15 protein-coding genes are annotated in these 10942 nt (G+C 68.7%); 6 read left to right on the top strand and 9 right to left on the bottom strand.

Annotated features, from left to right (window positions below; translation table 11 throughout):
* Together ACSHWB_RS19180 and ACSHWB_RS19175 are read left to right on the top strand one after the other, a co-directional pair.
* Positions 1 to 885 carry a type II secretion system F family protein gene (locus tag ACSHWB_RS19180; protein WP_439663371.1) on the top strand — a complete coding sequence of 295 codons (885 nt, stop codon included), beginning with the start codon at positions 1 to 3 and terminating at the stop codon, positions 883 to 885.
* A 106-nt stretch (positions 886 to 991) separates the two neighbouring features.
* Entirely contained in the window at positions 992 to 1633 is a 642-nt protein-coding gene (locus ACSHWB_RS19175) for a response regulator (protein ID WP_439663370.1), read from the top strand.
* A gap of 24 nt (positions 1634 to 1657) precedes the next feature.
* On the opposite strand, the gene ACSHWB_RS19170 is transcribed toward ACSHWB_RS19175, so the two are convergent.
* Together ACSHWB_RS19170 and ACSHWB_RS19165 are read right to left on the bottom strand one after the other, a co-directional pair.
* On the bottom strand, positions 1658 to 1954 hold the full coding sequence (locus tag ACSHWB_RS19170; RefSeq protein WP_439663369.1) for a hypothetical protein: 297 nt from the start codon (positions 1952 to 1954) through the stop codon (positions 1658 to 1660).
* 97 nt (positions 1955 to 2051) lie between these two features.
* Positions 2052 to 2891, bottom strand: coding sequence for a RecB family exonuclease (locus tag ACSHWB_RS19165; protein WP_439663368.1), 840 nt, complete (start codon positions 2889 to 2891; stop codon positions 2052 to 2054).
* A 177-nt stretch (positions 2892 to 3068) separates the two neighbouring features.
* Between ACSHWB_RS19165 and ACSHWB_RS19160 the strand changes: the two genes are divergently transcribed.
* Positions 3069 to 3371: an ArsC/Spx/MgsR family protein gene (locus ACSHWB_RS19160; RefSeq protein ID WP_439663367.1), complete on the top strand. Its 303-nt coding sequence runs from the start codon at positions 3069 to 3071 to the stop codon at positions 3369 to 3371.
* A gap of 213 nt (positions 3372 to 3584) precedes the next feature.
* Here the strand turns inward: ACSHWB_RS19160 and ACSHWB_RS19155 are convergent, their stop codons facing one another.
* The 4 genes from ACSHWB_RS19155 to ACSHWB_RS19140 all read right to left on the bottom strand — a co-directional run bounded on the left by ACSHWB_RS19155 (position 3585) and on the right by ACSHWB_RS19140 (position 5913).
* On the bottom strand, positions 3585 to 4199 hold the full coding sequence (locus ACSHWB_RS19155) for a MarC family protein (RefSeq protein ID WP_439663366.1): 615 nt from the start codon (positions 4197 to 4199) through the stop codon (positions 3585 to 3587).
* A 12-nt stretch (positions 4200 to 4211) separates the two neighbouring features.
* Positions 4212 to 5069 carry a PHP domain-containing protein gene (locus tag ACSHWB_RS19150; RefSeq protein ID WP_439663365.1) on the bottom strand — a complete coding sequence of 286 codons (858 nt, stop codon included), beginning with the start codon at positions 5067 to 5069 and terminating at the stop codon, positions 4212 to 4214.
* A 36-nt stretch (positions 5070 to 5105) separates the two neighbouring features.
* A complete protein-coding gene (locus ACSHWB_RS19145; protein WP_439663364.1) occupies positions 5106 to 5666 on the bottom strand; it encodes a PH domain-containing protein in 561 nt (186 codons plus the stop codon).
* A gap of 88 nt (positions 5667 to 5754) precedes the next feature.
* Positions 5755 to 5913, bottom strand: coding sequence for a hypothetical protein (locus tag ACSHWB_RS19140; protein ID WP_169746024.1), 159 nt, complete (start codon positions 5911 to 5913; stop codon positions 5755 to 5757).
* Positions 5914 to 6053: 140 nt separating this feature from the next.
* Here ACSHWB_RS19140 and ACSHWB_RS19135 point away from each other — a divergent pair, with 140 nt between their 5' ends.
* Positions 6054 to 6467: an NUDIX hydrolase gene (locus tag ACSHWB_RS19135; RefSeq protein WP_439663363.1), complete on the top strand. Its 414-nt coding sequence runs from the start codon at positions 6054 to 6056 to the stop codon at positions 6465 to 6467.
* A gap of 28 nt (positions 6468 to 6495) precedes the next feature.
* On the opposite strand, the gene ACSHWB_RS19130 is transcribed toward ACSHWB_RS19135, so the two are convergent.
* Positions 6496 to 7491: a DUF2332 domain-containing protein gene (locus ACSHWB_RS19130; RefSeq protein WP_439663362.1), complete on the bottom strand. Its 996-nt coding sequence runs from the start codon at positions 7489 to 7491 to the stop codon at positions 6496 to 6498.
* A gap of 1 nt (position 7492) precedes the next feature.
* Positions 7493 to 7996 carry a MaoC family dehydratase gene (locus tag ACSHWB_RS19125; protein WP_396423530.1) on the bottom strand — a complete coding sequence of 168 codons (504 nt, stop codon included), beginning with the start codon at positions 7994 to 7996 and terminating at the stop codon, positions 7493 to 7495.
* A gap of 286 nt (positions 7997 to 8282) precedes the next feature.
* On the opposite strand from ACSHWB_RS19125, the gene corA reads away from it, so the two are divergent.
* Together corA and ACSHWB_RS19115 are read left to right on the top strand one after the other, a co-directional pair.
* Positions 8283 to 9353 (top strand): magnesium/cobalt transporter CorA, encoded by a 1071-nt coding sequence (gene corA / locus ACSHWB_RS19120; RefSeq protein WP_360037599.1) that lies wholly within the window; start codon positions 8283 to 8285, stop codon positions 9351 to 9353.
* Between the two features lie 139 nt (positions 9354 to 9492).
* A complete protein-coding gene (locus ACSHWB_RS19115; RefSeq protein ID WP_439663361.1) occupies positions 9493 to 9870 on the top strand; it encodes a hypothetical protein in 378 nt (125 codons plus the stop codon).
* Here the strand turns inward: ACSHWB_RS19115 and ACSHWB_RS19110 are convergent.
* Entirely contained in the window at positions 9854 to 10942 is a 1089-nt protein-coding gene (locus tag ACSHWB_RS19110; protein ID WP_439663360.1) for a DUF2332 domain-containing protein, read from the bottom strand. The genes ACSHWB_RS19115 and ACSHWB_RS19110 overlap by 17 nt on opposite strands.

Raw genomic sequence — 10942 nt, 5'->3', positions numbered from 1 at the left:
ATGGCTCTGTACCTAGGGATCGGCTGCCTGCTGCTCGCGGTGTTCCTCGGAGCCGCCGCCGTCGTCCTCAAACCACGCGCCACCGCCGCCGGTTCCCTCGCGCTCATCGAGACGAGCTACTCGGCCGCCGTCTCCTCGACGCCGGACGCGGTCGTCTCGCCCAGCTGGTTGCGCTCGATCGCGGTGCGGCTGTCGCCGGCGGGCGTCGCGGCGGGGTTGCAACGCCGCCTGGACCTCGCAGGCAACCCCGCCAGGTGGACCCCTGACCGCGTGCTGGCAGCCAAGGGCCTGGGTCTCCTTCTCGGCGCCGCCCTCGGTGGCCTGCTCGGCGCCCGTTCGGTGGGCCTGCTGGTCATCGGCCTCGTCGCCGGCGCTGTGTTCGGCTTCTTCCTGCCCGACCTGCTGCTGCTCAACGCGGGCCAGAAACGCCAGGAGAAGATCCGCCGTGCCCTGCCCGACGCCCTCGACATGCTCACCGTGTGCGTGGAGGCGGGCCTGGGCTTCGACGCCGCTCTCGCCCAGGTGGCCCGCAACACCTCGGGCCCGCTCGCCCAGGAGTGCGCCCGCGTGCTGCAGGAGATGCAGATCGGCAAGTCCCGCAACGAGTCCCTGCGGGCGCTGACCCTGCGCACCACGGTCGCCGAGCTCCGCTCGTTCGTCTCGGCACTGGCTCAGGCGGGCGAGCTGGGCGTCCCCATCGCCGCCGTGCTGCGCGAACAGGCCCGCGAGATGAGGCTCCGCCGCCGCCAGCGTGCCGAGGAGCAGGCCCAGAAGGTCCCCGTGAAGATCCTGTTCCCGCTGATCACATGCCTTTTCCCGGCCATGTTCGTGATCATCATCGGGCCTGGCGCGATCAGCATCGCGCGCGTGCTGATGAATCTCTAAGTCCCTGTCCACTCAGGACCGACGACTCTGTTGGTCCTTTCGGTGTAACCAATTGATACGTCTGGAGCGACATGCGGGATGAACCTTCAAGGAGAGGGGACAGCTCATGGAGATCCGGGTTGTCGTCGTCGACGGTCACGCGCTCACCCGCTTCGGCCTGACCATGCTCGCCGTCACCTACACGGACCTGAAGGTGGTCGCGGAGGCGGGCACGGCGGCCGAGGCTCCCGCCGTCATCGCGGCGCACTCCCCGGACGTGGTCACTGTGGCGGTCGGCCTGCCCGACGGTGACGGCCTGAGGCTGGCCCGCGACCTGCGCGACCGCCACCCCGCCCTCGGCATCGTGATCCTGACGTCGCACGGCGAGGACGACGTCCTCTTCAGGGCCATGGAGAACGGCGCGTCGGCGTTCGTGGGCAAGGACGCCCCCGTCGGGGAGATCACCTGCGCCATCCGGCACGCCTACGTGGCGGCGGCCTCGTTCACCGCGTCGGGCCTCGCCGACGCCATGGCCCGCCGTCAGTCCACCGGCCGCCTGCTCCTCAGCCCGCGCGAACACGAGGTGCTGGGCCTGCTCAGCGACGGCTTCTCGATTCCGACCATCGCGCGCATGCTGTTCGTCTCGCCCTCGACGGCCAAGACCTACGTCTCACGCGTCTACGAGAAGCTCCACGCGTCGAACCGCTCCCAGGCGCTCATGGCGGCCCTGCGCCTCGGCCTCATCCGCAGCGACACCGCGACGGCCTGAAGAGCTCCCGGTCCCCACCGCGTTCTAGGCCCACCAGAAGGTCCACAGCGTCGCGCCGCTCACGACCAGCACCGCCAGCGAGGCGACCGGCGCCTTCCAGTCCGCGTACCGGTCGGCCACGATCTGCCCGCCGACCACGAGCAACGCCGCCACCACATGCGCGACGACCGACAACGTGCCGGGCCCCGGCAGATCACGGGAGTTCGCGTAGAACTGGACGCCGATGTTCCCCAGGGCGAGCAGCACCATGCCCACCGCGAGCACACCGCTCACGGCGCGCAGGAATCCGAAGGTCCGCGAGGGCCGCTTTGCTGCTTCCACGTCCACTCCAGCCACCCTACGGGGCAAGAGGTGCGCGGGCAGGCATGACCCAGCCGCCTCCACGCCGGCTACGGCAAAAGCCGCACTCCGGACACCCTTACGGAGCCAGCAGCGCCCACGGGTCCAGCGGAGGCGCAGCCTCCTGCCCCTCCGCACAGCTGCGCCGGAAGTCGCACCACTGGCACTGCCGCCCCGTCACCGGCGGGAACAGGACCTCCTGGTCCCCACCGGCCTTCAGCGTCTCGGTGGCCAGGTCGATCTCGTCCGCGGCCTCCTCGGCCCGCTTCACGTGCCGCGCGAGCGACTCCTCCGTGTGCTCCCACACGGCCACCGACCCGGACGGCAAGTGGTGCAGCTCGACCCTGCGGCACGGCTTGCGCAGCGTCCGGCGCGCCGCCAGCGCGTACAGCGCGAGTGCCTGCGACCCGCGCGCATCGTCCGAGGTCAGCACGTGCCGCCCGGTCTTGTAGTCGACGATGACCAGCTCGCCGTCGCGGTAGTCGATGCGGTCGACCCGGCCCTCGGCCACGATCCGGTCGGTCGGCGACGACACCCAGCGCTCGACGCCCAGCGGCTCGAAGTCGACGTCCAGCGACGTCACGTAGTCGTGCACCCAGCGCTGGGCCCGCGTGCGGTACTCGGTGGCCTGGTCGACGTCCTTGAAGCCCTCGGACTTCCACTGCCGGTTCAGCAGCGCCACGGCCTGGTCGGGCGTGCGGCGGTCGGGCGGCAGGTCGAACAGCGCCTTCAGGGCGTTGTGCACGACGGCGCCCAGCGTGTTGTGCGCCCAGGCACCGCCGCGCGGGGGCGACGGACGGTCGAGGTACGTCATCCGGAAGCGGCGCGGACAGCTCGTCCACGTCGACAGCTTCGCGGGCGTGACGCGCACGAGCCGGCGGGGTGCCGCGGTGCCGAAGTCGAAGCCGAGTTGTTCCACCCCAACCAAGTTACTCAGCACCCCTGACAGTGTTGGTTCGCCCCTGCTCCGCAGAGGGCGGCTCGTTCGTCGGGAAGCCGGTCGTCCGGCCGAATCGCCGGTGCCGAACTGGGCTCCGCCGAACTCGGCACCGGCGGTTGACCGGACGACCGGCACGAACTCGCTACATTTCGCCGCATGGAGATCTGGCACAACCCGCGCTGTTCCAAGAGCCGAGCCGCCAAGCAACGCCTCGACGAAGCCGGCGCCGACTACACCGAACGCCGCTACCTCGACACCCCGCCCACCGCCGAAGAGCTGGACCACGTCCTCAAGCTGCTCGGCAAAGAGCCCTGGGAGATCGCCCGCACCAAAGAGGCGGCCTACCCCAAGACCCTCGAACACGACCGCGCCCAGTGGATCGCGCACATGGTCGCCAACCCGAGCCTGATCGAACGCCCGATCATCATCGACGGCGACACAGCACGAATCGAGCGCTAAGCACCTGGCCAGAAGTTTGTCCCCAGCCCGTCGGGTCCGGTGCCCGATGAGTCACAAGGGGCCCGGCACGCCCTTTTTGCGGTACGCGGGGTCCCCGCGTGTGCTCTGACAGTACGAAAGGTCCCCGCGTGCGGTTCTAGACTTGAGCCGGGCACGCTCAAGTTCGGGGTGGGGTGTAGTCCGTCGTTTCGGACAGGAATTCCGGTCAGGTGCTTAGACCCCGGACGCGATGAACCCGGCCACCGACGACGCCACCAGCTGCACGGCGATCGCGGCCAGCAGCAGACCGGCGATCTTGGCCATCAGCAGGATGCCGCTCTCCTTGAACACCTTGATCAGCAACCCGGCGGACCGCAGCGTCCCCAGCAGCACGAGGTGCACGGCCACGATCGCGGCGGCGAGAGCGAAGTAGGAACCCCAGTCCCCACCCGCCTGCCGCACGAACACGATCGTCGCGGCGATCGCGCCGGGTCCGGCCAGCAGCGGCGTCCCCAACGGCACCAGGGCGATGTTGACGTCCTCGACCTCGGGGTGGTTCGTCGCGCCCTTGCCGGTCAGCAGGTCCAGGGCGATCAGCAACAGCAGCAGCCCGCCCGCACCCTGCAGGGCGGGAATGCCGATGTGCATGTAGGCCAGGATCGAGTTGCCCGCCACGGCGAAGAGCGTGATCACCAGGAACGACACCAGCACGCCCTGCCGCGCGGCCCGCTTGCGGGCCTCGCGCGACTTGCGGCCGACCAGGCCCAGGAACACCGGCACCGTGCCGGGCGGGTCCATGATCACCAACAGCGTGATCGACGCCTCGATGAAGAGCCGCAGGTTGAACACAGCAACACCGCCCTATCCCACGAGGATCTTGCAGCCCGTCGCCCTCTCGGCCAGAGCATCCAGCATCTCCGGCGCCGTCGTCTCCGCGCCGAGCCGCACCGTCTTGTTCGTGCCGTGGTAGTCACTCGACCCGGTGACGACCAGGCCCAGCTCGTCGGCCAGCAGGCGCAACGAGTGCCGCGTCTCGGGATCGTGGTCCGGGTGGTCCACCTCGACGCCGGCCAGGCCGGCGGAGGTCAGGTCGCGCACGACGGAGGCCGCGACGACGGGGCCGCGGGAACGGGCGAAGGGGTGGGCCAGCACGGTGACGCCGCCGGCCTCGGTGATCATCTCGATCGCGCGCTCGACGGGGGTGTCCGTGCGGCCCACGTAGTACTGGCCGCCGGTCAGGAACGTCGCGAACGCCTCGTCGACCGACGTCACCACACCGGCGCGGATCAGGGCCTGGGCGAGGTGCGGGCGTCCGGCCGGCGCGTCGAACGGCAGGCGGGACATCAGGTCGACCGGGTCGATCGGGAAGCCGTCGGCCTGCATCATCTCGGCCATCTTCTGCAGCCGCGAACGCCGCTCCTCACGCAGGCGCGACTGTTCCTTCATCAGCATGGCGTGCGTCGGGTCGTACAGGTACGCCAGCAGATGAACGGTGATGGTGTGGCCGAAGCCATCGGCGGAGGAGCACGACAGCTCGGCGCCGCGCACCAGCCGCATGCCGGACGGCAGCGCCGCCTCGGCCTCCGCCCACCCGGCCGCCGTGTCGTGGTCGGTGATCGCCACCGCGTCGAGCCCCGCGAGGGACGCCGCCCTCACCAGGTCGGCGGGGCTGTCGGTGCCGTCGGACTCGGACGAATGGGTGTGCAGATCGATGACCACGTCGTCCAGTGTGGACGACGTGGCGAACGTCCGGTGTTACGGGACCATCTTCTTGCCGCGCGCCGCGCGCTGGGCCTTGATCATCGAGAAGCGTTCGGCCTGGGCCTTCTTGTCGCCGAAGGTCAGCTCCGAGATGGCGTCGTAGACCTCTTCGGGGTTCGGCAGGAACTCCAGGCGGTTCAGCGCCTGGATCTGACCTGCCGACTCCACGATGAGCGTGCCGTAGCCGAACATGCGTCCGGTCACGGTGCGCTCGTAGGTGAGGTCGGTGACCTTGGTGATGGGCATCATCGCGACCTTGGTCTCGAAGACGCCCGACGTCAGCATGAAGCGCTTGTCGGTGACGACGATGCGCTCCACCCACCACTCGATGATGAAGTAGGCGACCCGCAGCAGGACGAGCAGCGCCCCGTACCAGAGCACGTTCTGGATCACGCCCGCGTTGGCCGGGAGCAGGTACGAGATCATCATGAAGCCGGCGAGCAGCGCCGCCGCCTCCAGGACGTCCCAGATCAGATAGGACCAGTGCCTGCGCACACGGATGACCCGACGCTCGCTCTGGAGCAGGTAGTCGTCCGGATCACGTGGTGCGAACATGCGCTACCAGCCCTTCCTGGTACCAGGCACTGCCCTGTCCATCCTGCGCCACCGGCCACCCGTTGGGTAGCCGGTGTACCGGGCAAGCCTAGAAGACGGAGCGCACGAACGTGATCAGAGCCTCAGCCGCGGTCCGCAGCGAGTTGAGGATGTTCTGGACCAGTTGGGCCGCCTGCTGGGGCTCCGCGATCAAGAAGAAGAGCAGCAAGGCGATTCCAGCGAAAGTGAGAATTTTCTTCAAGTTCACGGTGTCCACCCCGTCCGCGTCGCACCCGTTTGGCGCCGTTCGTGACCGTTGTACAGCACGATTCAGCACCTTGGGAGATTTGTACCGCAGCCGGGGTAGCGGACAGCACCGCCGTTCCGGTGTGACTACGCTTCGTGATCGTGACGGGCAGCAGCAAGCGCACCATCCGTTGTGTCGGAGCCGTCGTTCATGACTCGAATGGGCGACTACTGCTCGTGCGACGCGCCAATCCGCCTGGTGAGGGCATGTGGTCGATACCAGGCGGGCGCGTGGAGCCAGGTGAGACGGATGAGGCTGCCGTGACTAGGGAACTGCTGGAGGAGACGGGACTCTCCGTCACCGTCGGACGGCTCGTCGGCCACGTGGAGCGACCGGCCCCGAACGGGGTTTTCTTGATCTTCGACTACGAATGCCAGGTCACGTCGGGTGTGCTCCGAGCGGGCGACGACGCATCGGATGTCGCTTGGGTCGACGGTGCGACCTTCACCACACTTCCGACCACCGACGGGCTGGTGGAAGCGCTCTCCCAGTGGAACTGCCTGCCCAGGGCCTGATCAGGGTTCACGCGTTCGTGGCCCGTGCTCAACGCCAAACGAGACGTTGCCCGTGGGCCTCGGTGGTGGCCAGAGTGGTCGTCTCCACGCCTGCGTCACCGACACGGATGAGCCGCAGCTCACCGGCCTCGTGCGCGGCCCACCAGACAGGCCTGCCCAAAGCCGACAAAGCAGGCACGAGGTCGAGCCCGGAGCCGCTCGAGATCACCACGAGCGGCGCGTCGATCGGCTCGACCGCCTTCGCGAGGTCCGCGACCGGGTCGCCGGTGACCATGCGCGGCGGGTTCTTGCGCAGCACTCCGCACGCCACCCCGAACAGACGCAGCCGTTCCGGTTGGTCGGCCCACACGCAGGCCTCCAGCCACGCGTAGGCGTCCTCGTCGGCCAGGTCGGCGGGCGCGACCCCGATGCCGGCCTTCGCGGCCACCTTGACCGTCTTGGGCAGCTTCGGCAGCACCGCGCCGGGAGCGAGCTCCAGCGCGCAGTGCAGCCCGAGAGCGGCCTTCGCGGGCCCGGCGACGAGCTGCCCGGCCTCCGCGGTCTGGTAGCGGTACGAGTACTGGTCGAGCCCGAGCAGCAGCCCGGCCGTGGTCGCGACCTCCACGAGCCCGATCGGCCCGCCCGCCTGCTTCGCCGCGGCCACGACGGCCGGGTAGAGCAGGGCGGCGCGCCGCACCTCGTTGGTCTGGATGACCTGGGTGCTCACCAGGGTCCGCATCCGGTCGCCGCGTTCCAGCACGAAGTCCCGGAACAACGGCCAGGTGCTCTCGTCCGCGCCGTACGTCCCGCCCAGCGACGGGTAGTAGTTCGAGAGCTGGTGGAACGGCTCCGCCTGCACCAGCCGGTGCGCCGCCGCCAGCAGGAGCTCGCCCGTGGCGTTGTCCTCGCTGGCGGCGGTCAGCAGGTCGGCGACCTCCGGATCGGCGGCGGCACGCGACGCGAGGTGCTCGTAGAGCGGCGAGATGGGCGCCGCCTCCTCGGCGAACGCGCGCAGACGTTGCTGTGCCAGATCCAGAGAAGTCACTTCACTCCTTGGGTTCAGGGCGTCCCGGCTGCTCTCCACCGCGAGCGTCACCGTAGGACTGCTTCGGCACCATGACCTTGCGCCTGAAGATGCACACGACCGTGCCGTCCTGTTTGTAACCGCGAGTCTCCACGTAGACCACGCCCCTGTCGTCCTTCGACTTGGACGGCGTCTTGTCGAGCACCTCGGTCTCACCGTAGATCGTGTCACCGTGGAACGTCGGCTTCACGTGCCGCAGCGACTCGATCTCCAGGTTGGCGATGGCCTTGCCGGAGACGTCGGGCACGGACATGCCCAGCAGCAACGAGTAGATGTAGTTGCCGACGACGACGTTCTTGCCGAAGTCCGTCGTGTTCTCCGCGTAGTTCACGTCCATGTGGAGCGGGTGGTGATTCATCGTGAGCAGGCAGAACAGGTGGTCGTCGTACTCCGTCACCGTCTTGCCAGGCCAGTGCTTGTAGACCGCTCCGACCTCGAACTCCTCGTAGTACCGACCGAACTGCACCGCGCCTCCAACTACGTGTGATCGAGATCTGACTCAGGTGGGGAGACAGTCTTTACGCGGAGGGAGTACCCTCGGCAACCGGTGTGTGAGGATTTCCACCACCCGTGCCTTTCGCCCTTAGGAGGTGAGGACCCCGAAATGAGCAAGGACCCCCACCCTGCCAGTACCAAGCGCGTCCTCACCGAGGTGGCTTTCTAGATCCATCTAGGAGTTCCGTTCCACCGGTCAGGACGCCCGTCGTGCATCAGCACGTTCACGCCGGCGTGTGTACCTGGAGGAACCCACCATGCCCAGCCTGCCCTCGATCCGCGGACGCGGCGCCCAGCAGCGCCCTGCGCCGCACATCGCCGTGCCGTTGTCGCACTACGTGGTCGACTGCGCGGTGTACGTGGACGGCAAGCGCTTGCCCGGTCGCTGGACGCACACCGACGCCGTCAAAGAGGTGCGCAAGCGCAAGGACGGGTTCGTCTGGATCGGCCTGCACGAGCCGGACGCCGAGCAGATCGAGGGCATCGCCGAGACGTTCGGCCTCCATGAGCTCGCTGTCGAGGACGCGGTGCACGCGCACCAGCGCCCGAAGCTGGAGCGCTACGACAACACGCTCTTCATGGTCTTCAAGACCGTCCGCTACGTGACCAACGAGCACCCGGACGCCGCCAACGAGATCGTCGAGTCCGGCGAGATCATGGTGTTCCTGGGCAAGGACTTCGTCATCACCGTGCGGCACGGCAACCACTCCGGCCTGTCCAAGCTGCGGCACGTGCTGGAGGCCGACCCGGAGCGCCTGGAGATCGGCCCGTCCGCGGTGATGCACGCGATCGCCGACCAGGTGGTCGACAACTACCTCGAGGTCACCGACCACATCGAGGACGACATCGACCGCATGGAGGAACGGGTCTTCGCGCCGCGCACCGAGGTGAGCGCGGAGCAGATCTACATGTTCAAGCGCGAGGTCGTGGAGCTGCGCCGCGCGGTCATGCCGCTCGCGAACCCGTTGCGCCGCTTGGCGGAGGGCTACACGCCGCTCATCCCCGAGCAGGTGCGCGCGTTCTTCCGCGACGTCGACGACCACCTCACCGAGGTCTCCGAGCGCGTCACCGCGTTCGACGAACTGCTGACGACGCTGGTCGACGCGACGCTCGCGAAGATCACGCTGCAGCAGAACACCGACATGCGCAAGATCACCTCGTGGGTCGCGATCATCTCCGTGCCCACCATGGTCGTCGGTGTGTACGGCATGAACTTCGACTACATGCCCGAGCTGAAGTGGAAGTTCGGCTACCCGCTGATCATGAGTCTGGTCCTGATCGCCTGCCTGACGCTCTACCGAATACTGCGCCGAAATCGCTGGCTCTAGTCCCGGTTTCGCCCGCTTTTTTCGTTGTAGAAGGGCCCTGTCATGACCAGAATGCTCACCAACATCCGCTTCTGGATCCTCGCGTTCCTGCTCTGCTGGATCACCACCGTGTTCGTGCTCATCAGCGGGACGCCCTGACGTGTTCGCGCGGCTGACGAACCTCCGGTTCTGGCTGCTGGTGTTCCCGATCGGCTGGCTCGTGATGGTGTTCGTCTCCATCGCGGTCTGGCCGTCACCGGGAGCCGCGTCACCGGACGAGCTCGCCTCCGAGGTGACGACCGCGTTGCGGGCACACGACTTCCACCGGCTGGAGCCGTTGCTGGCGGTCGGCGGGGAAGAGGTCGCGAAGACGACCGCGGACCAGTTCCAGACCGCACAGGTGGAACGTGGCGTCTACCGCGACGGCGCCGTCGTCGTGGAGTACACGCACGACGGCATCCGCGCGGAGTTCCGCCTGCCCGTGGAGATGCAGGACGGCCGGTACGTGGTGAACCCGGTCGTCACTCCCAGGGGGTGACGTTCCAGGTGAACGGCGTGCCGTGGCCGGCGCCGTGGCCGAGGTTCAGCGAGATCCCGGCAGGCCAGAGCTTGAGCAGCAGTTCGAACCGGTAGTCGTCGTCCGCGCGGCGCGGCTCGAAGACCAGCAGTGCCAACGGTGTCGTGGGTGTCGCCTTCGCGGCGGCGTCGGCCAGGACGGACCTGCCCATCGCGCGGTCGGCCGGCGAGACGTACTGCCACACCACCGAATGCCACACGACGGTGAGCACGTCCCGTTCGGCGCGGGCGAGCTGTCTCGCGAGCCATTCAGGGCCGGCCGACCGCTCGACGGGGACGGGGTCGGTCGCGGCGAGGTCGAGCGCGTCCCTGAGCCGGTTCCACCTGTCCAGCTGGTCGGCCCAGACGAACGAGCTCAGGTGCAGTCGTCCGTCCTCTGTGGACACGTCGACCGGGCTGAGGTCGCAGCCGGCCCTGCCGACGACGCGCAGCCGGTGGCCCAGGTCCGCGGGTGGCCTGCCGGTCCACTGCGGGTCGAGGACCAGGAGGCTGTCCGGGTCGCCGAGGACGGTGTCCTCCAGCTGGTAGCCGACGTGGTGCGGGCGCAGGTTGAGCCCGCCGCTCGCGCCGATCTCCAGCAGCCGCACGCAGAACGGCACGTGCCTGCCCGCGGCCTTCGCGGCCTCCTGCGCGGCGACCATCAGGCCGCCGTAGAGGGGAGCGCTGCGGCCGGGTTCGTTGGTCTGCACGACCGTGGCCAGGACGCGTTGCCTCAGCACGTCCGCGTGCTCGGTGAGCGCGGGCAGCGCGTCCTCCCAGAGCATCGGCAGGTTCGGCTGGCCGCCGACCGACGGGTAGTGCTTCGCGAGGGCCGGTGCGCGCCCTTCGAGCACGAGCCGGTGGACGGCGCCCGCGAACCGCAGCCCGGGCACGGTGCCCTCCCGGTCGCGTTCGGAGCCCGCCATGATCTGCGTCGTGACGCCGCCGCGCGCGAGGTCGTCGGCGGCGTCGGTGAGGAGTCGCTGAGTTAGCGGACTGCGGTCGCGGCATCCGTGGGCGGCCGCGGCGAACAGCTCGGCAAGCACGGTGCTCAC

Origin of the sequence: Lentzea sp. HUAS TT2, from assembly GCF_051853195.1 — a bacterium.
Taxonomy (GTDB): Bacteria; Actinomycetota; Actinomycetes; order Mycobacteriales; family Pseudonocardiaceae; genus Lentzea.
The sequence above is the reverse complement of the archived record's forward strand: the minus strand, read 5'-3'. Positions and strand labels throughout refer to the sequence as shown.